This is a genomic window from Mycobacterium sp. NGS27 (assembly GCF_059813005.1).
Genome location: NZ_JCALDT010000004.1, coordinates 352,019 through 378,154, shown reverse-complemented (window position 1 = coordinate 378,154; position 26,136 = coordinate 352,019). Strand labels below are relative to the sequence as shown.

25 protein-coding genes are annotated in these 26,136 nt (G+C 64.6%); 17 read left to right on the top strand and 8 right to left on the bottom strand.

Annotated elements, in window-relative coordinates:
* Positions 1-30: 30 nt before the first annotated feature.
* The 8 genes from AC5Y30_RS13285 to AC5Y30_RS13250 all read left to right on the top strand — a co-directional run bounded on the left by AC5Y30_RS13285 (position 31) and on the right by AC5Y30_RS13250 (position 7,987).
* Positions 31-639: a TetR family transcriptional regulator gene (locus AC5Y30_RS13285; RefSeq protein WP_499919025.1), complete on the top strand. Its 609-nt coding sequence runs from the start codon at positions 31-33 to the stop codon at positions 637-639.
* A 442-nt stretch (positions 640-1,081) separates the two neighbouring features.
* Entirely contained in the window at positions 1,082-1,714 is a 633-nt protein-coding gene (locus AC5Y30_RS13280; protein WP_499919024.1) for a hypothetical protein, read from the top strand.
* A gap of 10 nt (positions 1,715-1,724) precedes the next feature.
* Positions 1,725-2,183, top strand: coding sequence for a hypothetical protein (locus AC5Y30_RS13275; protein ID WP_499918709.1), 459 nt, complete (start codon positions 1,725-1,727; stop codon positions 2,181-2,183).
* An 85-nt stretch (positions 2,184-2,268) separates the two neighbouring features.
* Positions 2,269-3,615 carry a hypothetical protein gene (locus AC5Y30_RS13270; RefSeq protein ID WP_499918708.1) on the top strand — a complete coding sequence of 449 codons (1,347 nt, stop codon included), beginning with the start codon at positions 2,269-2,271 and terminating at the stop codon, positions 3,613-3,615.
* A complete protein-coding gene (locus AC5Y30_RS13265; protein WP_499918707.1) occupies positions 3,612-5,006 on the top strand; it encodes an acyl-CoA reductase in 1,395 nt (464 codons plus the stop codon). The genes AC5Y30_RS13270 and AC5Y30_RS13265 overlap by 4 nt, the downstream gene beginning before the upstream one ends.
* Positions 5,007-5,095: 89 nt before the next feature.
* Positions 5,096-5,725 carry a nitroreductase family protein gene (locus tag AC5Y30_RS13260; RefSeq protein WP_499919022.1) on the top strand — a complete coding sequence of 210 codons (630 nt, stop codon included), beginning with the start codon at positions 5,096-5,098 and terminating at the stop codon, positions 5,723-5,725.
* 104 nt (positions 5,726-5,829) lie between these two features.
* Positions 5,830-6,828: an acyl-CoA dehydrogenase family protein gene (locus AC5Y30_RS13255; RefSeq protein WP_499918704.1), complete on the top strand. Its 999-nt coding sequence runs from the start codon at positions 5,830-5,832 to the stop codon at positions 6,826-6,828.
* Positions 6,812-7,987 (top strand): acyl-CoA dehydrogenase family protein, encoded by a 1,176-nt coding sequence (locus tag AC5Y30_RS13250; protein WP_499918701.1) that lies wholly within the window; start codon positions 6,812-6,814, stop codon positions 7,985-7,987. The genes AC5Y30_RS13255 and AC5Y30_RS13250 overlap by 17 nt, the downstream gene beginning before the upstream one ends.
* A 5-nt stretch (positions 7,988-7,992) precedes the next feature.
* Here the strand turns inward: AC5Y30_RS13250 and AC5Y30_RS13245 are convergent, their stop codons facing one another.
* The 7 genes from AC5Y30_RS13245 to AC5Y30_RS13215 all read right to left on the bottom strand — a co-directional run bounded on the left by AC5Y30_RS13245 (position 7,993) and on the right by AC5Y30_RS13215 (position 13,940).
* Entirely contained in the window at positions 7,993-9,375 is a 1,383-nt protein-coding gene (locus AC5Y30_RS13245) for an alpha/beta hydrolase (protein WP_499918699.1), read from the bottom strand.
* Between the two features lie 187 nt (positions 9,376-9,562).
* Complete coding sequence (locus AC5Y30_RS13240) at positions 9,563-10,135, bottom strand: hypothetical protein (RefSeq protein WP_499918695.1); 573 nt, start codon at positions 10,133-10,135, stop codon at positions 9,563-9,565.
* Complete coding sequence (locus AC5Y30_RS13235; protein WP_499918693.1) at positions 10,132-11,007, bottom strand: Rv1363c family protein; 876 nt, start codon at positions 11,005-11,007, stop codon at positions 10,132-10,134. The genes AC5Y30_RS13240 and AC5Y30_RS13235 overlap by 4 nt, the downstream gene beginning before the upstream one ends.
* A gap of 52 nt (positions 11,008-11,059) precedes the next feature.
* Entirely contained in the window at positions 11,060-11,503 is a 444-nt protein-coding gene (locus AC5Y30_RS13230; protein WP_499918690.1) for a hypothetical protein, read from the bottom strand.
* 75 nt (positions 11,504-11,578) lie between these two features.
* On the bottom strand, positions 11,579-12,943 hold the full coding sequence (locus AC5Y30_RS13225) for a cytochrome P450 (protein WP_499918687.1): 1,365 nt from the start codon (positions 12,941-12,943) through the stop codon (positions 11,579-11,581).
* A gap of 48 nt (positions 12,944-12,991) precedes the next feature.
* The gene (locus tag AC5Y30_RS13220; RefSeq protein WP_499918684.1) at positions 12,992-13,189 is read right to left on the bottom strand and encodes a ferredoxin; all 198 of its coding nucleotides are present in this window, start codon (positions 13,187-13,189) and stop codon (positions 12,992-12,994) included.
* A gap of 49 nt (positions 13,190-13,238) precedes the next feature.
* Complete coding sequence (locus AC5Y30_RS13215; protein ID WP_499918683.1) at positions 13,239-13,940, bottom strand: SDR family NAD(P)-dependent oxidoreductase; 702 nt, start codon at positions 13,938-13,940, stop codon at positions 13,239-13,241.
* Positions 13,941-14,307: 367 nt separating this feature from the next.
* On the opposite strand from AC5Y30_RS13215, the gene AC5Y30_RS13210 reads away from it, so the two are divergent.
* From AC5Y30_RS13210 to AC5Y30_RS13170, 9 genes are all read left to right on the top strand, one after another.
* A complete protein-coding gene (locus tag AC5Y30_RS13210) occupies positions 14,308-15,513 on the top strand; it encodes a CaiB/BaiF CoA transferase family protein (protein ID WP_499918682.1) in 1,206 nt (401 codons plus the stop codon).
* A 382-nt stretch (positions 15,514-15,895) separates the two neighbouring features.
* Complete coding sequence (locus AC5Y30_RS13205) at positions 15,896-16,714, top strand: MlaE family ABC transporter permease (protein WP_499918679.1); 819 nt, start codon at positions 15,896-15,898, stop codon at positions 16,712-16,714.
* Between the two features lie 7 nt (positions 16,715-16,721).
* Entirely contained in the window at positions 16,722-17,567 is an 846-nt protein-coding gene (locus AC5Y30_RS13200) for an MlaE family ABC transporter permease (RefSeq protein WP_499918677.1), read from the top strand.
* A gap of 19 nt (positions 17,568-17,586) precedes the next feature.
* Positions 17,587-18,846, top strand: a complete 1,260-nt coding sequence (locus AC5Y30_RS13195; RefSeq protein WP_499918673.1) for an MCE family protein — start codon at positions 17,587-17,589, stop codon at positions 18,844-18,846.
* Positions 18,843-19,865, top strand: coding sequence for an MCE family protein (locus AC5Y30_RS13190; protein WP_499918670.1), 1,023 nt, complete (start codon positions 18,843-18,845; stop codon positions 19,863-19,865). Before AC5Y30_RS13195 ends, AC5Y30_RS13190 begins: the two co-directional genes overlap by 4 nt.
* The gene (locus AC5Y30_RS13185; protein ID WP_499918668.1) at positions 19,865-20,983 is read left to right on the top strand and encodes an MCE family protein; all 1,119 of its coding nucleotides are present in this window, start codon (positions 19,865-19,867) and stop codon (positions 20,981-20,983) included. Before AC5Y30_RS13190 ends, AC5Y30_RS13185 begins: the two co-directional genes overlap by 1 nt.
* Positions 20,984-21,000: 17 nt before the next feature.
* Complete coding sequence (locus AC5Y30_RS13180; RefSeq protein ID WP_499919020.1) at positions 21,001-22,407, top strand: MCE family protein; 1,407 nt, start codon at positions 21,001-21,003, stop codon at positions 22,405-22,407.
* On the top strand, positions 22,404-23,786 hold the full coding sequence (locus AC5Y30_RS13175) for an MCE family protein (protein WP_499918667.1): 1,383 nt from the start codon (positions 22,404-22,406) through the stop codon (positions 23,784-23,786). Before AC5Y30_RS13180 ends, AC5Y30_RS13175 begins: the two co-directional genes overlap by 4 nt.
* Positions 23,787-25,556, top strand: coding sequence for an MCE family protein (locus AC5Y30_RS13170; protein WP_499918665.1), 1,770 nt, complete (start codon positions 23,787-23,789; stop codon positions 25,554-25,556).
* Between the two features lie 56 nt (positions 25,557-25,612).
* On the opposite strand, the gene AC5Y30_RS13165 is transcribed toward AC5Y30_RS13170, so the two are convergent.
* The gene (locus AC5Y30_RS13165) at positions 25,613-26,134 is read right to left on the bottom strand and encodes an Rv2253/PknI dimerization domain-containing protein (protein WP_499918664.1); all 522 of its coding nucleotides are present in this window, start codon (positions 26,132-26,134) and stop codon (positions 25,613-25,615) included.
* Between the last annotated feature and the right edge of the window lie 2 nt (positions 26,135-26,136).

Genomic DNA, 26,136 nt, shown 5'->3' with positions numbered 1-26,136 from the left:
ATGACGGGCGTCACGATGGCTTCGATGAGAATGCAAACCAAAGCGAAGCCGCGCGGACGCCAAGCGCAGCGACTCGAGACTCGCCAACGTGTCTACGACGCGGCGATCGCGGAGTTCAAACGCTCGGGCATGGCGGACGCGGATATCGGCCAAATCATCTCGGCGGCGGGGGTCGCCCGCGGAACCTTCTATTTTCATTTCCCCACCAAGGAACACGTTCTCGAGGAGATTGAGCGAGATTTGGTCACCCGGTTGGCCGGCGACTTGGACCGCTTTGTCGCCGCGGCGCCCAACGTATGGGCGACCCTCGCGGAGGTAGTGCGCCTGGTACTTGCGGCCGAGTCCAGGTTTGGCACCCGGCTATTCAGAGATGTTCTGGCACTGCACTTTTCGCAGACCCGGCCACCTGGATTCGGCAAGCCCGCGGACCATCCATTGGTGGCGCACGTCGCCCAGCAGATCGCCCGGGCTCAACGCGAGGGGGTCGTCCGTGCAGAGGCAAACCCCGAGAACAGTGCGCTCTTCTTTCTGATGGGGTTCTATGCGCTGCTCGTCACCAATCACGACTCCAAGCCGGCACGCGGTCGTGTACTCGATGAGTTCGTCGCGACTACCCGCCATGGGCTTGGGGCCCTGTAAGTCGACCGGGCGTCAGTGATCGATCGGAGGGTCAACTGTGTGGCAGGAATTGGTACGACTCGGTCTCGGATGGGGCGCAGCGGCTGCGCTGGTGGGGTTTTGGTATTACGTCCTGCGCGGCATTGGCACCTTCTAGTCGGTACCTCCACCCTCCGACAAACGGAAGTCCGAAGAATCCATCGACCGGTTGAGAAGGGAGCCAGACAACCATGAACCCAGAACGCCGCAGAAGGCGAGCTCTAATCGCCTTTCAGATCTTCATCTACGACTACCTGCTGCTGATGTTCGGAATCCAACTGTCGATGTGGGCGACGCGGGACTGGTAGGTTTGACGATGAACCCGCCTGTGATCAAACGCTTTTCCGGTAATAGGCGCAATGCCGTGGTCGCCTCGGCAGGTGCCGGGCCGGTGTCGCTTGACGAGCAAATCAGACAGAGCCGAATGGCGCAACGACGGGCCGACAAATGGCTGATCGCCGGAACGCTGCTGATGGGGGCCAACGTGCCCGGCATTTTCGGTCTGCCGCTGTTTCTCTACGGGTTGACACTGCTTCGACGGGCATTGAAATCCGGGCTGTCAGTGCGCCCGATCATGGTCACCTTGATCGGATATCTGGTCATACTCGATGCCGGGCTCAACCTGCAGGGCTGGATCCTGGACATGGTTGCCAATCACACCCTCATCTACCGCGTCCTGTATACGGCGTGGGGCAACGCTTTTGACGCCGGATATTTCTGGCACTACAACCAACTGTGGATCGGCGGCGCGAGCGCACCCGGCGAAAAGAGCTGGGAAGTCGCGCTCATCCTGACCGTGTTTCCCATGCGGATCGCCGCGGCCATCGCCTTCCTGCAGATGAAGCGGTGGGGCCACCAGTGGCTACTGGTTACGTGCTGGTTCGGCGTCGTCATCTGGGTCGGTTACGTGATGAACATGACCGTGTATGCCGATGTCCGTTATTCGGGGGTTGTTTTCCCGGTGCTCGGGTGGTGGATCTACGACATCATGTACATCACCCCCTTCCTGGCGATCCCCTACCTGCACACCGTCAATCGCGAGATTTTCACGGATTAGGGATGCGCCAATGACCACATCGGCGGACGCGCGCAATAGGCCCGATGAATCGGTGAACGCTGACGAACTGCCATCCGGAACCACCAAAGAGTATGCGCGCCTGCACAAGTGGCTGCGACGCGGCATCATGGTTTGTTTGATCGGGCTGGTGGCCGAAGGGGGATTCACCCTGCCGTTCTTGGCGATCTGGTACGGGTACCCGACCCTGGGCTTTCGTGACATCTGCAGTGAGCTGATGAAGGTGCGCTACAGCAACGAATCGTTGGAATGCCAATACCCATACCCGTTCCCAGGGCCGCCCATCAGCGGCGCGCCCGAAGGAGCGGGCATCAACACGGCCAAGGACCAGTGGGGAATTCAACCCGTCCCGCAATATCCGCGGTTGGGCTTCCGCGAGCTGGTCAGGATCCACGATCGACGGATCGCCCGCCAACAAGCCGGGCACGATCAGGTAGCGGCGCACCCGTGACGGGTGGTCTTCGCCTCGACCGAATCGGAACAATAATATACAGTGACGTGTACTTAATGACGGTGCGGTCAGAGAGGAGCCACCGATGACATCGGCGACCGAGCGGCTGGTCGAGTTGGTCGGGGCGAAGGATTGCTTCGACATCGAGCCCACTGAACTGCTGCCCGTGCAATTGGCGGCGGCCAATGAGCGTCTTGAGGCGCAGGCCCAACGCATTCCGCTGCTGGCCAACCGCGCCGAATCCGGTGGCGTCCGACAGATCAAGCGGCCCAGCGATCTGGTGCCGCTGCTTTTCGCCCACACCACTTACAAGACCTATGCCGAAGGCTGGCTGAACGATGGTCAGTGGGACCGCATGGGCAAGTGGTTGGCCACCGTCTCCACCCGCGACGTGGCCGGGCTCGACGTCGGCGGTGTGCAGACGCTGGACGACTGGATCAAGCAACTCGAGAGCGTCGGTCACTACCTCTCCTGTTCCAGCGGCACCACCGGGAAACCGGCCATGCTGTCGTGCACCGAGGGTGACATCGAACTCTCGGCGCAAATCAACGTCGAGGCACTGCTGTGGGCCACCGGCATCGCCCGCGGTGAGGACCGCAAATTCCTGGGCCTGGGGCCACAATTCGCCGCCCCTCGCGAGGACGCGATCCGTCAGACGATGGTCGATTGCTTTTCGTCGAAGTATCCGCCCTACCAGTTCGGCGACGGCGAGCCGATCACCGTCGGATCGATGGTGGACATCATCACGCTGCGCCGCAAACTCACCGACGGCAGCGCGCGTCCCAGCGAGATCGCCGAGTTCGAGCGCATAGCCACTCAGCGCGCGAACGATATGGACATCTCCGCCAAGAAGGCAATTGACGCAGTCATCGGTGCCCGCGACTTGCCCCTGCTCGCAACCGGCATGTTCGCGACGCTGTATCAGATCGCGGAGGGCATCCGTAGCGCAGGGCACGGCGGCGACGATTTCAATCCGAATAACGCCATGATGGTCGCCGGCGGACTCAAAGGCGCTGCGCTACCGGACAATTACCGCGAGTACGTGATGGAGACGTTCAACGTCACCGAAGAGCGGCTGTATCACGCGTACAGCATGCGCGAGATCAATGCGACATTCCCGCTGTGTCACGCCGAGCGGTACCACGTCTCACCCTGGGTCATCCTCCTGCCGCTGGATACGGCCGGTGAGAGATTACTCGAGCCTGGTGATGGCGAGATCGAGGCCCGGGCAGCATTTTTCGACGCGTCGATCGAGGGTCGCTGGGGTGGCGTGATCAGCGGGGACCGGGTCAGTGTCAGTTTTGGAAAGTGCGCATGCGGGCACCAGGGCCCGACGGTCGGCCGCGAGATCACGCGCTACGCCGACCTGCCGGGCGGTGACAAGATCACCTGCGCGGGCGGCATCGACGCCTATGTCCGAGGCGTCGCGTGACCACGTTGGCGGCGCCCCATTTCGTCCAGGGCGCGCTGGTCGAGGGGGACGTGGTTCGTCACCGATCACGAGACCTGGGTGCCGACTTCGTCACTCCCGCCATCGATCTCGACGCACTCGTCATGCCACGGTCGCGGCTGCCGCCGCTACTGAACGTCAAGCTCGCCGAGATCATCGACTTCCTGGCCGAACTGGGCGAGCGCTTGAACTTGGACCGCAACCCGCACCTGCGGCGCTGCCTGGAACTGATCGCGGCCACCAATCCGTTGCCGCGCCGCATCGTTGAAAATCTCTATCGCCAGGCCCCGACGTACCTGACCAAGCCGCTCCTGGAGAGCATGGTCGATTCCAATTTCGCCAATCGAGAGGCGCTGGACGGATGGGTCGAGCGGGTCGACCCGTACGGCAACAAGGGTGCGGTGCGGGCGTTCCCGTCGCGAATGGTGCACATGCTCGCCGGCAACGCCCCATCGGGATGCGTCGCGTCGATTGCACAGGGCGCCCTGGTCAAGGCTGTCAACCTGTTCAAGATGCCGTCGAGTGACCCCTTCACCACCGTGGCGGTGCTGCGCACCATGGCCGAAATAGATCCGAAACACCCTGTCGTGCAATCGATGTCGGCGGTCTACTGGCAGGGCGGCGACAGCACCATCGAGCGCGCGCTCTACCGGCCGCAGTACTTCGACAAGATCGTCGCCTGGGGCGGCGGCGAGGCGATCGACAACGTGATCCAGTACCTGGGCCCGGGAATCCAGTTGATCTCCTTTGATCCGAAGTCCTCGATTTCGATGATCGGACGCGAGGTGTTCGAGTCCGAAGACCGCGTCGCCGATGTTGCCGATCGGCTAGCGGCCGACACCACGGTGTTCAACCAGGAGGCCTGCTTGGCCAGCCGCTTCGCGTTCGTGGAAGGTGAACGGCCCCAGGTCGAATCGCTGTGCGGCACGCTGGCGCAGCGGTTGGCCGTGGACCGCGACTTCGCCTCGGCTGTGGGGCCTCGACCGCCGTCGGAGGTGCGCGACGAGATCCAGGTGATGGAGGCCATGGGTGACCTCGAGGTCTGGGGCGGCTTCGACGGGCGTGGCCTGGTGATCCTTTCGGATCGACCGGTCGAATTTCAGCCCACCAACAAGACGTCGAACGTTGTCATGGTTGCCTCGCTCGAGGACGCGGTCCGCTACGTCAACGTCGCCACTCAAACCATCGGTGTCTACCCGTACGAACGCAAGGCTGGGCTGCGGGACCGGCTGGCAAGTGCCGGGGCCCAACGTCTGTGCCGGCTGGGAACAGCGAATGCGCACGTGCTCGGCAGCCCGCACGATGCGATGTATCCCCTGCAGCGGTTCGTGCAATGGATGGGCGACGACGACATCACCGCGCCCGGCGCCTGACCCCGCGGCCGGGCTGCGCGCTAGGTTGCGGGAGGGAACCGGACGAAGGAGAAGCAGTGACCGTAGCAAGCGCGGACATCTGGGAAGTGATGTCGACGGCCCGGACAATCCGGCGCTTCACCGACGAGCCGGTCGACGACGCGACCCTGGCGCGATGTCTCGAGGCGGCCAGGTGGGCCCCCTCGGGCGCCAACGCGCAGGGCTGGCGTTTCGTGGTGCTGCGGTCGCCCGAGCAGCGAGCGGTCGTGGCCAAGGCCGCGGCCCACGCGCTTGAGGTGATCGAGCCGGTCTACGGGATGAGCCGGCCCGCCGACGGCGACAACGGCCGCCGCGCCCGCACCTACCGCGCGACGTACGAATTGCACGACCGCGCCGGTGAATTCACCTCGGTCCTCTTCGCCCAGGAGCACTACCCGACGGCGTCGGAACTGCTGTTGGGCGGTTCGATCTTTCCCGCCATGCAGAACTTTCTGCTGGCCGCGCGCGCCCAGGGGCTCGGCGCCTGCTTGACCAGCTGGGCCTCGTACGGCGGTGAACAGTTGCTGCGGGATGCCGTCGGTATACCCGACGGCTGGATGATCGCCGGTCACATCGTGGTCGGGTGGCCCAAGGGCAACCATGGGCCGCTGCGCCGCCGCCCGCTCGCCGAGTTCGTCAACCTGGACCGCTGGGACAATGCCGCCGGCGGCCTCGTCGACGGTGCGCGAGCCCCCGCGTAGCAGCCATGGCCTGCATCGATACGCCATACGCCGATTCAGAGATTATTACTTCCGCAACCGAGAATGTTATTCTCACGTGACAGTCACGACGAGAGGCGGCGCGGATGCTGTTGGAGTTCGATGCTGATCAACGACTGTGGCAGGACACCGTGCGCGACGCCGTCGCCAAGCAGTGCCCGCCGTCGCTGGTGCGCAGCGTTGCCGAAGAGGGCGTCGACCCGAGCCCGCTGTGGAAATCGTATGTAGACCAGGGCTGGACCGAGCTCAGCGATGCGGACAGCGCCGTCGAGCTGGCCATCGTGCTCGAAGAGCTCGGCCGCGCCACCGACCCCACCCCGTTCCTGGCGACGATGAGCCAGTTCGCACCGCTTGCCGCGGACCGGTTCGACCCACACCAGTCGGGCACCGCGGTCTACGGCGGCATCGCGGCGCACCGCGACGCCGAGGGCTGGGTGCTGGACGGCACCGCGCGCCATGTGCTCGACGGTGACCGCGCGGAACGGCTGGCGGTGGTGACCGATGCCGGGGTGTTCCTGGTCGAGTCCGGTCAGGTGGCGGCCCGGCGTTCGGCGGTGTTCGACCCGGTGCTGCACGTCGCCGATCTGTCGTTCGCGGAGGTTCGGGTGCCCGACACCGAGCGCCTGACGGTCGACGCCGAGCGCGCGCACCATTTCGCGTTGACCGGCATGGCGATCACCATGGTCGGTGCCTGCCAACGCATACTCGACCTGGTGCTCGAGCACGTCACCAGCCGACAGCAATTCGGCGTGGCTATCGGTTCCTTCCAGGCGGTCCAGCACAAGGCCGCCGACATGCACGTCGCCATCCAACGGGCGCGGGCCCTGGCGTATTTCGCCGCGTTGACGATCGCGGCCGACGATCCCCGCCGCCGGCTGGCGGCCGCAATGGCCAAGGCATCGGCGGGGGAGTGCCAGTCGCTGGTGTTCCGGCACGGCCTACAACTGCACGGCGCAATGGGATTCACGTGGGAGAACGACCTGCAGTTCGCGCTGAAACGGGCCAAAGCGGGCGAGCTGATGCTCGGCGGCGCGGCGGAGCACCGGGCGCGGATAGCGGAGGAATACCGTGCAGCTGACTTTTGATTCCGCCGTCGAGGAGTTCCGGGCGGAGTTCTCGGCGTTCCTCGACGAAAATCTGCCTCCCGCAAGCGAAACGCTCGAGCGTCCCCGGTCGGTCTCGCACATGCCGCAGTGGGCGCGCGACTGGCAGCGGCTGTTGTTCGACAACGGCTGGTTGCTGCCCAGCCAGCCGCCGGAATTCGGCGGTCGTAACGCGTCGGTCATCCAGCAGTTCGTCTACCTGGAGGAGCTCAGCCGCCGCCGGATCTACCACAGCTTCAACCCGCAGGGCGTGAACATCGTTGGCGCGTCGCTGTTGTCGTTCGGCAGCGACGAGCAGAAGCGGCGCTGGGCAGTGCCGATCCTGCGGGCCGAGATCACCGCATCGCTCGGGATGAGCGAACCCAGCGCCGGCTCCGATCTGGCCTCGCTGCGCACCCGCGCGGTGCTGGACGGCGATCACTTCGTGGTCAACGGCCAGAAGGTGTGGACCTCGGGGGCCCACGATGCCGACGTTCTGTTGACGTTCGTCCGTACCAACCCAGATGTGCCGAAACACAAGGGAATCAGCGCGCTCATCATCCCCACCGACACGCCAGGGCTGGTGCGCCGTCCGTTCCCGTCGATCTGCGGCGCCGACGATCTGGATTTCAACGAGGTGTTCTTCACCGACGTGCGGGTGCCGGCCGAAAACCTGGTCGGCGAACTCGACCAGGGTTGGCGGGTGGCCAACGGATCGCTGGGGCACGAACGCACCATGATGTGGCTGGGTTTCGCCGATCGCCTGGAGAACATGATCGACGACTTTCACCCCAGCACCGAGGTTGAGCGCGACCCGTACGCCACCACGATCATGGACAGGCAGGCGCTGCGGTTGTTGGGCTCGGCGGCCCTGGCCCGCGCCGCGCGCGGCGAAGATGACGTGGCCGCGATCTCGGTGCTCAAGCTGCTCGGTTCCGAAGCGGAGTTGCGGGGCATGGAGCTCGCATTGACATCCGCGGGATCCGACGGGCTTGTGCACCCCGGACTGACCGGGCCGTACGCGCACATGAACCTCGACCACTACTTCGCCAGCTGGTTCGAGCGCTACGCCCGCAGCTTCTCCGGGACCATCGCCGGCGGCACCTCCGAAATCCAGCGCAACATCATCGCCCAGCGGGTGCTCGGCCTGCCGCGCGGCTAGCATCATCACAGCGCCTGCTGAGAGGCATTGCCGGGCAACGTAATCCGGCTCACGCCCGGGGTGTGCAGCTGTCCGGCCAGCCACGGCAGCGCGGTGGCGAACGCCATGCCGGCCGTCGGCCAGTCGTGCTTGCCGGGCTGGGTGATCAACGCGCAGTCGATGCCGTTCGCCCGCCCGAGCTGGCACAAGGAAGCCGCGGCGGCCGGCTGGTTGCCCGGGTCGGCGGCGGCGGCGCGGCCGGCGACGGCCATCGCGGCGGGATCGACGGTCGTGATGTCGCGACGCGGTGAGCCACCCGACGAGACGGCGAACCAACCGGACACTCCGGTGTAGCGGCCGTGGTGAGTGATCGCCGTGGTCGGGTCGAATTTCGCCCATGCGTCGGCATCGCCGTTGAACAGGGTGGCGATGGTCTGTTCCTTGGTTCCGGCGTTGGGGGTCAGGTCGCCCTCGATGTCGACGAACGAGCTGAACATGTCGGGGTGCATGACGGTCAGGTCCACCGCGCACGTTCCGCCCATCGACCAGCCGGCGACGCCCCACCGGGACGGGTCGGGGCTCACCCCGAAGTTCGAGACCACGTAGGGCACAACGTCTTTGGTCAGGTGGTCGGCCGCCTGGCCGCGGCTTCCGTTGACGCATTCGGTGTCGTTGTCGAACGCCCCGCCCGGGTCGACGAACACCAGCACCGGTGAGTTGCCGCCGTGGGCGGCCGCGAAAGCGTCGGCGGTGTCCACCGCGCCGCCGGCGCGCACCCAGTCGGCGGGAGTGTTGACCATGCCTCCGATCATCATCACCGTCGGCAGCTGTGGGGGCGGGTAGCTGGCGAACCATGCCGGCGGCAGGTAGACCAGTTCCTCGCGGTGCGTGAAATGCGATGCGTCATCGGGGATCACGACGGGCACCAGGTTGCCGTGCGGCGGCTTCGAGCCCTTCGCGGCCAGCGTCGTGACGGTGGCCTTGTCCGCCTGGTTGGGCAGCGGAACGGAGGTGAACTGGTCCCACGCGCTCTGCGCGGTCTGGAAGTAGCCGATCCACTGGTTCAGCACGAGCAGCGAGCAGAGCAGACACAGCGGCACGGCCAGGATCGCTAGACCGCGCCGCCACCACCGTGCGCCGCGCCAGCCCAGGATCGGCACCGCCGTCGCCATTCCGACCAGCCCGATCCACACGTACAGCGCGTCCGGTGCCGACTTGCTGGCGCCGTCGGCGATGAAGGAATGCGCCCCGAGGGCCGTGATCACCCCGACGACGGCGGCGGCGGGCAGCCACAACAGGCGCCAACGCCGCGAGCGCCACCCGGCGGCCAGTCCCAGCGCGATCGGCGCGACGATCTGAGCCGTGATCGGCGCCCAACCTTGGGTCAGTGAAGTGCCCAGTAGCGACATGTCGACTCCTCTTCTCAGCGGTACGAGAGAAGGATCGAATGCCGGCCTCGCCGAATCCTTGGTGGATTCTTGGGGCCGAGTCTGGGGGCGCAATCGGCGTCTCGGCGTCGAATGTGAAGCCGGCTTCACGCTCGGCTTCGAGCGGGCGATTGATTTCACGCTCGGCGGGGCCGGGGCCCTGGGGAACCTACACCGGGTCGAATTTGGTGATCAGCCAGGCGCCGTTGACCCGGGTCAAGCTCACCAAAACACTGCTGGAGGCCATCGCGGGGTCGGGATTGTCCTTGCTCGTGGTGCTCTGGTCGACCAGCACCAGCACGACGGCGGAATCCGGATGCAGTTCCTGAACCGCGGCCCCCAACACCCGAGCGTTGGTTTTCAGTGACTTCTGCTTGGCCGCCGGAGCCACGATCTGCTCGGTGAACTGGTTGTAGTACGACAAGAAGTCCCCGGACAGGTGAGACTTGGCGGCGGCAAAGTCCTTGTCGAGAGATTCGGGCGAGTAGGACAGCAATGCGACCGTGCCATCGGACGCCGCGTTGGCGACGGCGCTCGCGACGCCGGCGTCGGTCTGTTTGTCCGGCCGGTACTGCTTGAAGTACAGCCACGTCGCCACACCGCCGGAAAGCAGCAGCAGCACAATGAGAATCACGGGAATGACTTTCACCTTGCGCCGCGGGCGTGGCTCGGTAGGTCCGCCGTGTTCGGTTTCTTCGGCGGAGTCGTCAGCGGTTTCGATGCTGCGGTCGTCCTCGCTCATGGAATGAACTCCACGTTGGACATCTTGTATTGCCCGCCGTCGTCTTTGACGGTCACCTTGAGCCGCCAATTGCGTGGTGCGTCTTTGGCGCCCGCGGCATTGGTGATGTGCGACGTCGCCGCGACGAGAACCAGTGCGTAGTCGCCGTTGATGGATTGCACGGCCGCGGCATTCACGGTTCCCTGGGTGACCACCTTGGACTGCTCTACCACGGTCGTGAAATCTTTTGCACGCGCTTGGAAGTCGTCGTGAAACTGCCCGGTCGAGCTGTCGATCACCCGCTGGACGTCCTCCTTGGCCTTATTGAAGTCCATGGAAATCAGGTTGACGACACCTTGTCGGGCACCCGCGATGAAGTTCGCGGCGCGCTGCTTGCGTTCGACGGTTTCGTGGCGCTGCCACATCATGTATCCGCTGGCCGCGATGAAGGCACAGATGAGGACGACGACGGCAGCTTTCCATGCCACCGACCATGATGGCAATCGCAGGCGTCGCCGAGAGCGGGCCGGTTTGGATTCCGATTCTGCGTCTTCGGCCGTCTCGTCGGACTCCGCTTCGGCCTGGGTCTCTGCTTCGTCGGTGTCGTCCGCGTCCTCGTCGGAGACGCCCTCGGTCTTCGCCTCGGTGTCCGCTTCGTCGGTGTCGGTCGCGTCCTCGTCGTCTCCCGACGCTTCTTCGGCGGTCTCAGCCTTGGCCTCTGCCTCAGCTAAGGCCTGCGCTTCACGCCGGAGCCGGGCGGCGCGGGCGCGGGCGCGCGCCGCGGCGGCCAGCGCCTCGGCTTCCGCGGCCTCGGCCTCGGCTTCCTCGAGCAACGCCTGTGCGTCGGCTTTCGAGGTGGCCGAGTCGTGTGGCGGCTTCTTCGCCTCAGGCATCCTGACTCCCCATCGCCCTCATGAGCGACCGACTCCTATGCGACTCACGCGGCTAGAATCGCACGAGCGAAAACGGGTAACTGGTGCTGCCCCCGGGTCCGCCTCCGCAACCGGTGTCGAACGTCGAGTCGACCTGACCCGCCAGTGTCACCGCGTCCCACGAGTAGACGTCGTGCGAGGGAAAGAACTGGACCACGCAGCGAACACCGTCGGGCACATCGACGGCCAGGGTGTAGCGGCCGTTGGCAAGCTGAGCTATGCCTCTGTAGACGGTCGCTTGCCCGTTGGGCTGCGGAGTCGCGTACACCTGCGCGCATCCTGGCGTTGGCTGGACGCACGGGCTGATCGACCAAATCCAGAAGTGGCCGGGATCCCGGTTCGTGTCCAGATGGTAGTTGCCAGGCACCATGTCCGCGTGGGCGGTCGGCGTGAGAGTCAGCGCGGCCATCGCAAGTGCAAGGCTCATTGCGAAAGTCTTCACGGATGCGTCTCCCATCTCTGCACACGCGCTTGGCCTCAATATAAGACGCGGTCACGCTGAACAGGCCCACTCGCAAAAATTATGAGCGGCTCAGTCAATGACAGCCGCTTCCTTGCGTTCCGTGATCGGCCTGGCGAGCTCTTGCTCGTCGCAGATGCGCTGCAGCTTCTCCAGCGTCTCGTCCAGGCCCGGCCCGACCTTACGCCCGGGCGTGAAGGTGGCCGGCAGCTTACGCATGCCCTGGATGACACCGATGGTCTCGTAATGGACGGTGCCCTCCGGATCGCACGTGTAGTCGGGCATCCGGTCGAGCACCGCGGTCAGCATGGACTTGAACACAGTGCGCGCCACATTCGAGCCGATGCACCGGTGGACGCCCAGCCCGAAGCTGAAGTGCCGGTTGCCTTTACGGTCGAGGATGATCTGGTCCGGGTCGTGGAACACCGAGGGGTCGCGGTTGGCCATCGCCCACGAAATCCACAGCCGTTCACCCTCTTTGAACCGGGTGCCGTCGAGCTCGGTGTCGTCGGCAAACGTCCGGCCGTCGCCGGGCGCCGGGGTGAAGTAGCGCAGGAACTCCTCGGTCGCGGGGTCGAGCAGGGTCTTGCGCTCGTTGCTGAGCAGCTGCCGTTGGTCCGGGTGTTCCGAAAGCCATTCCAGCGAATGGGCGGTCAGGGCGGTCGTGGTGTCGAAGCCGCCGCCGATGACCAGGCCAAGGTTGCCGAGGATTTCCAGATCCGGGGCGGGGTCGCCGTCGATGCGCATCTGCAGCAGGCCATTGATGATCCCCGGCCGCGGGTTCTCGCGGACCTCCAGCATGTTGTTGACCATGTCGAGCCCCATCTCGCGGTGCATCGCGGTGACGCGCTCGATGTCGGGGGAGTGCTCGGGCGTGTACACCGCGGCGTGCACCGGCTCGCTGTACATGTTCCACTTCTTCAGCGGGATGCCGAGCATGGCCAGGGTGAAGACGGCCGGCACGATGTTGGCCAGATCGTCGACGAAATCGATGCGGCCACTCTCGATCTTCTCGTCGAGGCAGGCGCGCGTCACGTCGTCGATGAACGGTTCCCAGCGCTTGATCGCCGCCGGTGAAAGGTACGGGTTGAGCACCGTTCGATAGGTGCGGTGTTCGGGGTCGTCCATCTCCAATATGCCGCCGCGCACCGCGCTGACGCGGCTGGCGGTGGGAATCGAAATGCCTTTGTAGCCCCGGCGTTCGCCGTGGATGTCGTGGTCGTTGGAGACTGCAGGGCAGCGGGCCAGCTCGAAGACCTCGTGGCTTCCGGCAGCGACCCAGTGCCCGCCGTACGTGTCGGTCCACGCCATGGGGCACTTTGCGTGCATCTCTTCGGTGATCCTCTTGAACTGCGACCGATACTCGGACGAATGCCGGTCGAAGTGGTACCGGTTCTTCTTGCGGTCGCTGTCATTGACGACGTCATCGACACTCAACGGCTTTGTCTCCCTACAGGTTTCGCGTGCTAAGGACCCGGCGCCGGCTCAGTCGTCGGTGACCGTGATGGCCTGCTCCGGGCAGGACTGGGCGGCCTCACGCACCTGGTCCTCGCGATCGGCGGGCACCACCTCGTCGACTGCCGACGAACTGCCGTCGATGTCGCTGAGCTGAAACGACTCCGGAGCGATCATCGCGCACAGGGTGTGGCCCTGGCACCGCTGCGAATCCACCGAGACCTTCACGGGCTTTCTCCTCTCACACTGTTGGCGGGCATTGCTGGCCAGCCGCCGCTCAGGTGTTGCGGCCGCCGTTGACGCCCAAGATCTGACCGGTGATGTAGCCGGCTTCCTCGGACACCAGAAACGCGCATGCTGCAGCGATGTCCTGGGGCGTACCCATCCGGCGTACCGGCGTCCGCGCGATCGTCTCGTCGATGTCGCCGAGGAAGCCGTTCTTCTCGGCGGCGCGCAGCATCGGGGTGTCGATGAAGCCGGGCGGCACGGCGTTGACCGTGATGCCCTTGGGTCCGTACTCGAGTGCCAGTGACTTCGTCAGGCCGTTGACCGCCGACTTGGCCGCCACGTAGTGACTCATATAGGGCGCGCCGGAATGCGTGCTCGACGAAGAGATGTTGACGATGCGTCCCCATCCGGCCTCGACCATGTCGGGCAGCACCGCTTGGACGGTGTGAAAGACGCCGTTGAGGTTGACGTCGATCACCCGCCGCCAGTCCTCGAAGGAGATGTTGTGAAACTTTTTGAACCCGTCGAGTCCGGCGGCGTTGACCAGAACCGTCACCGGCCCAAGTTGGCCGCGGATGGCCGAGAGCGCCGCATCCACTTGCGACCGGTCGGTGACGTCGGCGGTGAAAGCGCAGTCGGCTTCCGATGGACGCAGGTCGATGGACGCGACACTTAAACCGTCGGCCCGCAGGCGTTGCGCGACGGCGAGACCGATGCCCGATCCGCCACCGGTCACTACCGCAGTCTTCATGTCGAGGCCTCTACTCCGACGGGGGCCATTTCAGCCACAAAGAATCTCCCTTACAATTATGAGAACCCTACTCTCCACGCGGAGTGGCGTGCAACACGCGCGCAACAGCGCCTCCTGCCTGCGTCGAGACGCCCAGGCCGGCGACCCGCGGTCATTTTTCGCCCTGGTCAGCACCTCGATATTGTTCCTGAGAGTTTCTTGAATTATCGAAACTCGAATGTAAGATTCGCCGGGGAAGAGAATGAAATTACCGTGACCGCCACCACACTAGGGGGTACGTAATGCCTGCCCAGGACACGGCAGAGCCCGCCACTGGGTCCGCAGCGGCCATCGCGTCACAAGCCGTCTCAGCCGACGGAGCCGGCACGTGAGGCCGCTCGAAGGCATCCGGGTCCTCGAGGTAGCCATGTACGGGTTCGTCCCGTCGGCGGGTGCGGTGCTCGCCGAATGGGGCGCCGACGTGGTCAAGGTCGAGCACGCCGTGACCGGTGATCCGCAACGAGGGTTGCGTCAGACCGGGATGCTGCGCGTCGAAGGCGATCCCAACCCCAACATCGAGCACGCCAACCGCGGTAAGCGCAGCATCGGACTGGACATGTCGGTGCCGGAAGGCAAGGAAGTCCTCTACGAGCTGGCCCGTCGGGCCGATGTCTTCCTGACCAGTTTCCTGCCCGATCACCGGCAGAAGTTCGGCATCGATGTCGACGACATCCGTGCGGTCAACCCGAAGATCGTCTACGCGCGGGGCAGTGCGCTCGGCCCGCGCGGAGAAGAGTCGACCAAAGGCGGCTACGACATGACCGCCTTCTGGTGCCGGGCCGGCACTGCCGCGACAATTACCCCCGCCGGCATGCCGGGCATGATCGCGCCGCCGGGACCGGCCTACGGCGACACGATCTCGGGCACCAACCTTGCCGGTGGCATCGCGGCAGCGCTGCTCGGACGCGAGCGGACCGGCGAACCGTCCGTCGTCGACGTGTCCCTGCTCGGCAGCGGTCTGTGGTCGATGGGTCACACCGTCGCGCTGACAAAGCATCTGAACCAGCGACTGGAAGCGCCGCCGCCGGGGGTGCACGGCGCGCCGAATAATCCGTTGGTGGGCCTTTACACGACCTCGGACGGTCGCTACATCTCCTTCGTGATGATGCAGCCCACCAAGTTTTGGGCCGACGTGTGCCGGCATGTGGACCTGCCCGAGCTGGCCGACGACCCGCGTTTCGACACGGTAGACAACATCGCGGCCAACACGGCCGACGCGGTGGAACTCCTGACCAAGGCCATCGGTGCTCGCACGCTGGCCGAGTGGAGCGAGCGCTTCGCCACCCTCGCCGGACCCTGGGCTCCCGTGCAGGACACCCTGCAAGCGGCCGACGACGCGCAGATCCGCTCGAACGAGTACCTGGTGCAGGCTGGTGAACTCGAGCTGGTGGCCAACCCGGTACAGTTCGACGTCGCAGCGCCACAGATCGGGCCAGCACCCGGATTCGCTGAGCAGACCGACGAGATCCTGATGGAGCTCGGCCTCGACTGGGACCGCATCATCGAACTCAAGACGGCCGGCGCCGTCACCTAAGACCGGAGCAGCTCGGACATGGTTGAGCAGACTGTCGCTTGCGTTGGGACGCAGTCGCCTTGCGTCACTGCACCGACCGCGAAGTGCGCGGTAACGGTTATGCATTTTTCGCTCCACCCGGACGCCGCATGAGTCATAATCGCCGGACGCTTCAAGACGCGGAGCTCCTCGTTTTACAGCGAACTCACGCGATAGGACGGAGGTTTGGCGTGAGCGAGGTCGCGGCTGTCACATCGCAGGCCCATGCCGAAACGTGGTTGCCCGCTGACCATTTCGCCCTCGTCAGCGCGCGTTTACAGCCGTCAATTCTGTCGAACTTACCGCAGCCGTTGCGCCAGAACAAGACTGCCGGTCTCGTAACGCGGGGAAGGGTCTGACGCCGATGGCGACCAAGGGCGCCGACCACTGGTCAGCGGGACTGCCGCAGCTGAAACTGAAATGGGACCTCTCGGGGCCCATGCAGGCCGTCGGTGCCTTGTTCGCGATGTCGGCCGATGCGGTCAAGTTCGTGTTCCGCCGGCCGTTCCAGTGGCGGGAGTTCCTGGAGCAGTCCTGGTTTGTCGCGCGCGTGTCGCTGGCTCCCACGCTGTTGGTGGCGATCCCGTTTACCGTCCTCGTCAGCTTCACACTCAACATCCTTCTGCGTGAATTGGGCGCAGCGGACCTATCGGGTGCGGGGGCCGCGTTCGGCGCAGTCACCCAGCTCGGACCTCTGGTCACGGTGTTGATCGTCGCCGGGGCCGGTGCCACGGCAATGTGTGCGGACCTTGGGTCGCGCACGATTCGCGAAGAGATCGACGCGATGGAAGTGCTGGGTATCAACCCGATACAGCGCTTGGTCACGCCGCGCATGCTGGCTTCCGGATTGGTCGCGTTTTTGCTCAACAGCCTGGTGGTGATCATCGGGGTCCTTGGCGGCTACGTCTTTTCGGTGTTTGTGCAAGACGTCAATCCCGGCGCGTTCGCCGCCGGCATCACGTTGCTCACCGGCGTGCCCGAGGTCGTCATTTCCTGCGTCAAGGCGGCGCTTTTCGGCCTCATCGCCGGTTTGGTCGCCTGCTATCGGGGGTTGTCGATCACCGGCGGTGGCGCCAAAGCTGTCGGCAACGCGGTGAACGAAACCGTGGTCTATGCCTTCATGTCCCTGTTCGTCGTCAACGTGGTTGTCACCGCGATCGGCATCAAGATGACGGCGAAGTAGGGCGATCATGGCGCTGAGGGCTGCATATCCGCGATTGACTCGCCAACTCGAGCGTCCGGTCGCCTTGATGGGGCGGATCGGCGACCACACCCTGTTTTACGGCAAGGCGCTCGCCGGGGTCCCCTTCGCGGCCAGGCATTACACCCGCGAAGTCGTTCGACTGATCGCCGAGATCAGCATGGGCGCGGGCACATTGGCGATGATCGGCGGAACCGTCGTGATCGTCGGGTTCCTGACCCTCGCGGCGGGCGGCACCCTGGCCATTCAGGGTTACACCTCGCTGGGCAATATCGGCATCGAGGCGCTAACCGGCTTTCTGTCCGCGTTCATCAATGTGCGCATCGCGGCACCGGTCGTCGCCGGTATCGGCCTGGCGGCCACCTTCGGCGCCGGGGTGACGGCCCAGCTGGGTGCCATGCGGATCAACGAAGAAGTCGATGCGTTGGAAAGCATGGCCATTCGCCCGATCGCCTACTTGGTCAGCACCAGGATCCTGGCCGGAATGATGGCTATCACGCCGCTGTACAGCATCGCCGTGATCCTGTCGTTTGTGGCCAGCCAGTTCACCACGACGTTCTTGCTCGGACAGTCGCAGGGTTTGTACCAGCACTACTTCAACACGTTCCTGAACCCGATCGACTTGTTGTGGTCATTTCTGCAGGCCATTTTGATGGCGCTCACCATCCTGTTGATCCATACCTACTACGGCTATTTCGCTTCGGGTGGGCCCGCCGGTGTCGGTAACGCGACCGGCAATGCGGTACGCACCTCGCTCATCGTCGTGGTGTCGGTAACGCTGCTGGTCTCGCTGTCTATCTACGGTACGAACGGCAACTTCAACCTGTCCGGTTAGCAAAGGAGGTGGAACGGTAGTGACGCAGAGTGTGCCAGCGGGTCGCGGCGCGGTCGCCGGCCGGCCCCCGCGCACCGGCCATGCGCGGCCACCGGCCGGACGGAATTACCTGCCGCCCTTGCTCGGATTGGCGACCGTCCTCATCATCGGCTTGATTTTCGCCGTGGCGGTGGGTCTGTTTCAGGGTTCGTTCACCGAAACCGTGCCGGTGACCGTGATCTCGCAACGAGCCGGTCTGGTGATGAACCCGGACGCCAAGGTCAAGCTGCGTGGCGTGCAGGTGGGCAAGGTCGACTCGATCCAATCGCTGCCCAACGGCCAAGCGGCCATTCACTTGGCGATGGACCCGTCGCAGATGCGTTTCATCCCCAGCAACGTGCTCGTGAACATCGCATCCTCGACGGTCTTCGGCGCGAAGTCCGTCGAGCTGGTGCCACCCGAACAGCCCTCGGCCCAGCGGCTACGCGCCGGCCAGACGCTACGAGGCCAGCACGTCATGGTCGAAATCAACACGGTTTTCCAGGAACTCGTGTCGGTCCTGTCGCACATCGACCCGCCGAAGCTCAACGAGTCACTGGGTGCGCTGGCGCAAGCGTTCAGCGGGCGGGGCCCACAGCTCGGCCAGTCCCTGAGCGACCTGGATTCTTTTCTTGCGAAGTGGGAGCCGAGCCTTCCCGCATTGAGGCATGACCTCACGGTCTTACCCGCGGTGTCCAACGCCTATGCCGACGCGGCACCGGACCTGGTGAAGACCGCGGCCAACGCCACCCGGATCAGCAAGACGATTGTCGAGGAACAGCACAACCTGGACGCGTTGCTGATCAGCGCGATCGGTTTGGCCGACATCGGCAACGAGGTGTTGTCGACGAACCGCCAACCGCTGACGAATGTGTTGCATCTGCTGGTGCCGACCACCGACCTGCTAAATGAGTACAACCCCGCGCTCACCTGCGCTTTCACCGGACTCGTACGCATATCGCACGGGGCGCCGTTGTCGGAACCGAGCATCAACATCTCGGCGAGCCTCACGTGGGGCGCCGAACGTTATCGGTATCCGACGAATCTGCCCAAGGTCGCGGCGACGGGCGGCCCGCAGTGCGTGGGTCTGCCGCTGCCGTTCAATACGAGCCCACCCCAATTGATTGCCGATATCGGCGCGGACCCGGTGAACTACGGAAACCCGCAGCTGTTGCTCAACTCTGATCTCCTCAAACAGCTGTTGTACGGGCCAATTGCCGGTCCGCCACGAAATTCCGCTCAGATCGGACAACCCGGATGAGGACGCGCGCCACGCTGATCAAGTTCGCGATCTTTGCGGTCGTGATGGCGATGCTTACCGCCTTCCTTTTCTTCATCTTCGGCCAGTATCGGACGGGATCGACGAACAAATATTCGGCCGTGTTCACCGACGTGTCGCGGCTGAAGACGGGGCAGTCGGTAAGGGTCGCCGGCATCCGGGTGGGCACGGTCAACGGCGTTTCGCTGCAGCCGGACAAGAAGGTTGTGGTGAACTTCGACGTCGACCGCAACGTCGTCCTCACCGAGGGCTCCCGGGCAGCGGTCCGCTACCTCAACCTGGTGGGCGATCGCTACCTCGAACTCGTCGATGGTCCGGGCTCGACCAAGCATCTGCCGGCAGGCGGTCAGATTCCGGTTAGCCGCACCGCGCCGGCGCTCGACCTCGATCTGCTGCTCGGCGGACTCAAACCCGTCACCCAGGGCCTGAATCCGCGCGATGTCAACGCGCTGACCTCAGGACTGTTGCAAGTCTTCCAGGGCCAGGGGGGGACCCTCGACTCGCTGTTCGCCAAGACGACTTCGTTTTCGAACGCCTTGGCCGACAACGATCAAACCGTCCAGCAACTGATCGACAATCTCAACATCGTGATCGGCACGGTTTCGAAGGACGGCAAACAGTTCTCCGGCGCGATCGATCGCCTCGAGCAGCTTGTCAGCGGCTTGTCGAATGATCGCGACACGATCGGGTCCGCCATCGACGCCCTGGACAAGGGAACCGCCTCGCTGGCGGACCTGCTGGCCGAGGCGCGACCGCCGCTGTCCGGCACCATAGCGCAGTTGAATCGGCTGGCGCCGATACTCGATGGCGACAGGGACCGCCTCGACGCCGTACTCGGCAAGGCGCCACAGAACTACCGCAAGCTGGTCCGGCTCGGCGTGAACGGCGCCACCATTCCGTACTACCTCTGCCAGTTCGGGCTCCGCGGTACGGATCTTTCGGGTAAGACCGTGCGCGCCAATATCTTTAGGTCAGAAGCAGGAAGGTGCTCGGAACCCTAATGCTGAAGTATCGCGGAGCTGGGCTCGTCAAGGCAGGACTGATCGGCGTCGTCCTGGCGGTGATGGTCATCCTGGTGGGCCTGTCGCCCGACCGCTTCACCCAATGGGCGACGATGGTCAGGTACCAGGCGCTGTTCACCGAAGCCGGCGGTCTCGCGACCGGCAACCCGGTGATCGTGTCGGGGATGAAGGTCGGCACGGTCTCGGATGTGAAGCTGCGCCACGGCGATGCGCTGGTGACGTTCGCGATGAAGGGCAACGTCCTGCTCGGCTCGGAGACTTCCGCGCACATCCGCACCGGCACGCTGCTGGGCGAGCGGATGCTGACGGTGGAGTCCGCCGGCAGCGGCACCATGCATCCGATGGCTCTGATCCCCATCTCGCGCACGTCCTCGCCGTATTCGTTGACCGAGGCGGTCAGTGACCTGACGTCGGACACGGCCGGCACCAACACCACGGCGTTGAATCAGTCGTTGGACACGCTGGCTGCGACGCTCGATCAGATCGCACCCCAGATGGGGCCGGCCTTCGACGCGCTCACTCGGTTATCGCGAACCCTCAACAGCCGCAACAAGAACCTGGGCGAGCTGTTCAAGAGCGCCGGCGATGTCACCGGAATACTCTCCGAACGCAGCATGCAGGTCAACAAGCTCATCTTGAATTCCGATTCGCTGTTGCAAGTGCTGGTCGCGCGCCGTCAAGAGATCGTGGACCTGCTGGCCAACACGTCGGTGGTGGCCAAGCAGCTGACGGCGTTGGTGCACGACAACGAAAGCACATTGGCACCGACGCTGGAGCGGCTGAACCGGGTTCTCGGGGTGTTGGAGAAGAACCGCGACAACATCGGCAAAGCGCTGCCGGGTCTCGCCAAATTCCAGATCACCGTCGGTGAGGCCATTTCCGGCATGTACGCCTACCAGGCGTTCGCCCCGAACTTCCTTGTCCCGCAACTCTTCCAAGAGCTGGTCGACTACCTGTGGGGATTCCGGACCTTCGATACTTCAAAGGGACCCGGATACCCATCGCCGGTACCTCGGGCACTGACCCCTTGGCCATACAACTTGATTCCACAGTGCCCTGGTTGCACCTTGGGCGGACGGATCGGAGGATCACAGTGACCTCCCGGATCTCGCGGATGCCGCGCAAGCGGGTGGCGGCCGTGACGGCTGTCGTGCTCGTCGGACTCATCGTTGCCGGCGCCGCCGTGGTCATCCGTAACACGTTCTTCGGCCCACGGACCATCACCGCTTACTTCACCACCGCCACCGCGATCTATCCCCATGACGAGGTGCGGGTTTCGGGCGTCAAAGTCGGCAGCATCAAATCCATTCAGCCGCAAGGCACTCAGGCCAAGATGGTCCTCAAGGTCGACCGCGACGTGCCCATTCCGGCGGACGCAAAGGCTGTCATCGTCGCCCCAAACCTGGTGGCCGCGCGCTACGTCCAGCTCTCACCGGCCTACCGCGACAGTGGCCCGGTCATGCACGATGGGGCAGTCATACCGGTCGAACGTACCGCGGTCCCAGTCGAGTGGGACGAGGTCAAAACCCAGTTGATGCGGCTGGCAACGGATCTGGGACCCAAGAGCGGGGTATCGGGCACATCCGTGGGGCGGTTCATCGACAGTGCCGCCAATGCGCTGGACGGCAACGGCGACAAGCTGCGCCAAACGCTCGGTCAATTGTCAGGCGTGGGCCGGATCTTGGCCAACGGCAGCGGCAACATCGTCGATATCATCAAAAACCTGCAGACGTTCGTCGCCGCGCTGCGCGACAGCAACGTGCAACTCGTGCAGTTCAATGACCGGCTGGCCACGCTCACCAGCGTGGTCAATGACAGCAAATCCGACCTGGATGCGGCACTGACCGACCTGTCGACGGCGGTCGGTGAGGTGCGGCGATTCATCGCCGGAACCCGCAACCAGACCAGCGAGCAGATCGCCCGGTTGGCCGATGTCACGCAGAACCTGGTCGATCACCACATGGCCCTGGAAAACATTCTGCACGCGGCGCCGAACGCTTTCGGCAACTTCTTCAACGACTACAACGCCGACACCGGAACGATCGTGGGTGGGTTCGGGCTGATGAACATGGCGAATCCCACCTGGGGCGGGCAGGTTCTGCTGTCCGTACCGGGCTGCACGCAAATCGGCGCTGTCGAGAACATCACCGCGGTCGAATCGGGCAAGCTGTGCTCCCTGTTCCTCGGTCCCGGCTTGCGGCAGACCAACTTCAATAACTCGCCGATTCCCATCAACCCGCTCATCGCCAAATCGATTGACCCGGGCCGGGTTCTCTACACCGAGCCGCGCCTGGCGCCCGGCGGCGAGGGCCCGAAGCCCGGACCACCCGAGATCCCGCCCGAAGTGTCGGCCTACACCGGTCTGCCGGGTGATCCGGTGGGACCGCCGGGGGCGGTGCCGCCTGAGCGGATACCCGGTGCGGCGATGCCGCTGCCGCCGCCACCGTCGACACCGATGTCACCGCCACCCGGGCCGACCGTGTCGGGCATGCTGCTGCCAGACGGAGGCCCCCAACAATGATCGCCCGGGTGATCGCTAGGCGGGTGTTCACCGTCGGCTGTTGCGTGATGTTGATGACGACGGGATGCGCATTCCACGGCCTGAATTCACTACCGCTGCCCGGCGCGGTCGGACGTGGGCCAGGGGCCAACATCTACCACGTCGAACTTCCGAATGTCGGGACGATGGAGTCGAATTCGCCGGTGCTGATCGACGACGTCGTCGTCGGCAGTGTCGGCACGATGCGGGTGCAAGGCTGGCACGCGGACGTCGAGATCTCGGTCAAACGCGACGTGGTGGTCCCGGCCAACGTGGTAGCGACCGTCGGTCAGACCAGCCTGCTGGGCTCGATGCATGTGGAGCTCAATACGCCGCCCGGGCAATCGGGAGCCGGACGGCTGCAGCCGGGCGCCACCATCCCGCTGAGCAGATCATCGGCCTACCCGTCGACAGAGCAGACGCTGTCGTCGCTCGGCGCGGTCGTCAACGGCGGGGGATTGGGCCAGATCGGAGAGGTCATCCACAATTTCTCGGCCGCCCTGTCCGGGCACGAGGGTGCCGTGCGTGATCTGATTACCCGCCTGGACACGTTTGTGGGGACACTGGATGACCAGCGGGACAACATCGTCGCCTCCATCCAGGCGCTGAATCGGCTGTCGGCCACGTTCGCCGACCAACGCGACGTCGTCACCGACGCGCTGCGCAAGATACCGCCGGCGCTCGAGGTGTTGATCAAGGAGCGGCCGCGTCTGACGGCCGCCCTGGATCATCTTCGGGTGTTCAGCAACACCGCCACCCGGCTGATCAACGACTCCCAGGCCGACCTGGTCACGAACCTCAAAAATCTGGAGCCGACCATCAAGGCGCTCGCCGACGTCGGACCGGAGTTCGGCGCGGCCATCGCGGCGGCGTCCGTGTTCCCGTTCACCCAGAACTTCGTCGACCGCGCGGTCCGAGGCGACTTCTTCAACCTGCATTTCGACTTCGACCTCACGATTCCACGGCTCAAGAAGGGTTTGTTGCTTGGAACCCACTGGGGGCAGCTGGATATGCCCGTGCCACCGGTGCCCGGGGATCCGTATCGCATGAATTACACACTCGATCCTTTGCATAACCCGCTGAGGCCACCATGGATCGATCCCGACGCCTTGCCGCTGCCCCCACCACCGCCGGGTGCGGCTCCGCTGCCCGGCCCGCCACCGGCTGCGGTACCGGGACCGGGACCGGGGAATTATGGACCGTTGCCCGGGCCTGCTCCGGCCGCAGCCCCGCTGCCCGGCCCGCCGCCGGGTGCGGCCCCACTGCCCGGTCCCCCGCCTGGTGCGGCCCCGCTGCCTGACGCGGGTCTTGGCCAGACGGCGCCGCCCGCAGAGGCGCCGCCGACAGGAGCGGGTGGATAGATGCTGACTCGCTTCGTTCGCATCCAGCTGGCGATTTTCGCGATCGCCGGAATCATTGGCGTGATCGCCATGGTCCTCTTCTATATCCAAGCGCCGACCCTGCTGGGCATCGGCCGGATGACGGTAACGCTGGAGCTGCCGGCCACCGGCGGCCTGTACCGGTTTTCCAACGTGACCTACCGCGGGGTTCAGCAAGGCAAGGTCACCTCGGTGGATCTGACGCCGACCGGCGCGAAAGCCACACTCTCGCTTAGTAGTTCACCGAAGGTCCCTGCGAATCTGACGGCGAAGGTGCTGAGCGTTTCCGCGGTGGGTGAACAGTACGTGGACTTGCAGCCCAAAACCGATTCGCCGCCCTATCTGCACGACGGCTCGGTTATCGCCGTGCGGGACACGACAATTCCGCAGCCGGTCGCCCCAATGCTCGAACAGGTCAATGCCTTGGTTCAAAGCATCCCGAAGACCAAACTCGGTCAATTGCTCGACGAGTCCTTTCAGGGCTTCAACGGCTCCGGTTACGACCTGGGGTCGCTGCTCGATTCCTCGAAGACTTTGTCCCGCGACGCCAATAGCGTCGTCGATCGCACCCGAGCCCTCACCGAAGACACCGGGCCGCTGCTGGACACTCAGGCAAGCACCACCGATTCGATCAGGAAGTGGGCACACAGCTTCGCTGGCATCTCGGACACGCTGGTGGACAACGATTCCCACTTCCGCGCCATCTTGGAGAAGGGTCCTGACGCCGCGAACGAAGCGTCGCGGCTTCTCGAACAAATCAAACCGACGCTGCCGGTGCTGCTTGCCAACCTGACCACCATCGGGCAGATCGGCGTCACCTACCACCCGTCGCTCGAGCAGCTACTGGTGTTGCTGCCGTCGGGGGTTGCTGTCGAGCAGGCCGCGCAGGGTGAAAACCATCCCGACGGTAGGGCTTACGGCGACTTCGCGGCCACGGTCGACGATCCACCTATTTGTACGGTCGGCTTCATGCCACCCAACACCTGGCGATCACCGGACGACCTCACCGACATCGACACACCGGACGGGTTGTATTGCAAACTCCCGCAGGATTCACCGATCGCGGTTCGCGGTGCCCGCAACTATCCCTGTATGGGTCACCCGGGTAAGCGCGCACCGACCGTCGAAATCTGCAACAGCGACAAGCCGTATATGCCGCTAGCGATGCGACAGCACACCCTCGGCCCCTATCCGCTGGACCCGAATCTGCTGGCCCAGGGCGTCCCGCCCGATGACCGAATCACCGTCAATGACAGGATCTTCGGCCCGGTCGAGGGTACGCCGCTACCGCCGGGGGCGGTGCCGCGCGGCGCTCCTGTGGGGCCGCGGGGAGAAAATCCGCCACCGGGCACGGTCGGGGCCGCAGTCCCCCCCGTCCCGTCTTCGGGACCCCCCGCGCTGGCGCCGATGTCGAGAATGTCGGCGGACCTTCCGCCCATAGCGCCACTCGACGTTCCTGCGGCGGGAGAACTTCCCCCGCCGCCCGCGGCGCCGGCCCCGCTTCCAGTCCCGCTTCCAGCCCCGCCCTCTCCTTCCGATCCCGGACCAGCCGACACGACCGGCGGGGGAGGACCTCAGGCTGCGCCAAGCTCGTTCGGAGGCAACGCATCTAAACCAACGCCGTCGGTCGTGGTGGCGAAGTACGATCCGCGCACCGGTCGTTACGTCGGTCCGGACGGAAAGTTGTACCAGCAGTCGGATCTCGTTGCTCCGAAAGCACCCAGGACGTGGAAGGACATGCTACCCACCTGAATTCGCCGGAAGGCGAAGCGGCCCGGGGGCGGGGCAATGAAGCTAGGACGGCCCGGTCAGGAGAGCTGATCCAGGCGCAACGGCATCGTGATATCGAGCCACTGGTTTTGCCCGCAGGCACCGCTCGGGCCGACTGTCTTATCCTTGCCCGCGAAAACCCGCGACCCGATCTGGAATCCACCATTGTCGTTCACCGGGTAGAAAAAGAACTGCTGCTGCCCCGCAAACGCGGTACCGTCCTGGCACCGCTCCCAGTTCGGCACTTCGCGTCTCACCTTCCACATCTCGCCATCTTTCATGAATAGGGCCGCGCTCCATCCCTGGTCGCTCGTCACCGTGCCATGGCATTCTATGGTCGAGTCGCAGGTCGAGCTGATGGTCCATACTTGATAGACCGTTGGCTCGCCGAAGTACTGGTCATTTCTCTGGGCGTAATCGCCAATGGACGTGGCACGGAACGTCCCATTGATGGCCACGTCTTCCTTGGTTATCGCCTGGGCTGTGGATGCAGTGCCCAAACCGCCGAATGCGGTGGCAGCCAACAGCGTTGCGGTGGTGAGTGTTCTGACTGAACGCATCA

Bases quoted from the DNA above. Each gene is read 5' to 3' on its own strand.
- AC5Y30_RS13280 (WP_499919024.1), top strand. From the start codon at position 1,082: ATGGCGCAACGACGGGCCGACAAATGGCTGATCGCCGGAACGCTGCTG.
- AC5Y30_RS13190 (WP_499918670.1), top strand. From the start codon at position 18,843: ATGAGGACGCGCGCCACGCTGATCAAGTTCGCGATCTTTGCGGTCGTG.
- AC5Y30_RS13165 (WP_499918664.1), bottom strand. From the start codon at position 26,134: ATGCGTTCAGTCAGAACACTCACCACCGCAACGCTGTTGGCTGCCACC.
- AC5Y30_RS13240 (WP_499918695.1), bottom strand. From the start codon at position 10,135: ATGAGCGAGGACGACCGCAGCATCGAAACCGCTGACGACTCCGCCGAA.
- AC5Y30_RS13275 (WP_499918709.1), top strand. From the start codon at position 1,725: ATGACCACATCGGCGGACGCGCGCAATAGGCCCGATGAATCGGTGAAC.
- AC5Y30_RS13235 (WP_499918693.1), bottom strand. From the start codon at position 11,007: ATGCCTGAGGCGAAGAAGCCGCCACACGACTCGGCCACCTCGAAAGCC.
- AC5Y30_RS13170 (WP_499918665.1), top strand. From the start codon at position 23,787: ATGCTGACTCGCTTCGTTCGCATCCAGCTGGCGATTTTCGCGATCGCC.
- AC5Y30_RS13230 (WP_499918690.1), bottom strand. From the start codon at position 11,503: ATGGGAGACGCATCCGTGAAGACTTTCGCAATGAGCCTTGCACTTGCG.
- AC5Y30_RS13205 (WP_499918679.1), top strand. From the start codon at position 15,896: ATGGCGACCAAGGGCGCCGACCACTGGTCAGCGGGACTGCCGCAGCTG.
- AC5Y30_RS13200 (WP_499918677.1), top strand. From the start codon at position 16,722: ATGGCGCTGAGGGCTGCATATCCGCGATTGACTCGCCAACTCGAGCGT.
- AC5Y30_RS13285 (WP_499919025.1), top strand. From the start codon at position 31: ATGCAAACCAAAGCGAAGCCGCGCGGACGCCAAGCGCAGCGACTCGAG.
- AC5Y30_RS13270 (WP_499918708.1), top strand. From the start codon at position 2,269: ATGACATCGGCGACCGAGCGGCTGGTCGAGTTGGTCGGGGCGAAGGAT.
- AC5Y30_RS13255 (WP_499918704.1), top strand. From the start codon at position 5,830: ATGCTGTTGGAGTTCGATGCTGATCAACGACTGTGGCAGGACACCGTG.
- AC5Y30_RS13175 (WP_499918667.1), top strand. From the start codon at position 22,404: ATGATCGCCCGGGTGATCGCTAGGCGGGTGTTCACCGTCGGCTGTTGC.
- AC5Y30_RS13185 (WP_499918668.1), top strand. From the start codon at position 19,865: ATGCTGAAGTATCGCGGAGCTGGGCTCGTCAAGGCAGGACTGATCGGC.
- AC5Y30_RS13245 (WP_499918699.1), bottom strand. From the start codon at position 9,375: ATGTCGCTACTGGGCACTTCACTGACCCAAGGTTGGGCGCCGATCACG.
- AC5Y30_RS13180 (WP_499919020.1), top strand. From the start codon at position 21,001: ATGCCGCGCAAGCGGGTGGCGGCCGTGACGGCTGTCGTGCTCGTCGGA.
- AC5Y30_RS13260 (WP_499919022.1), top strand. From the start codon at position 5,096: ATGTCGACGGCCCGGACAATCCGGCGCTTCACCGACGAGCCGGTCGAC.
- AC5Y30_RS13215 (WP_499918683.1), bottom strand. From the start codon at position 13,940: ATGAAGACTGCGGTAGTGACCGGTGGCGGATCGGGCATCGGTCTCGCC.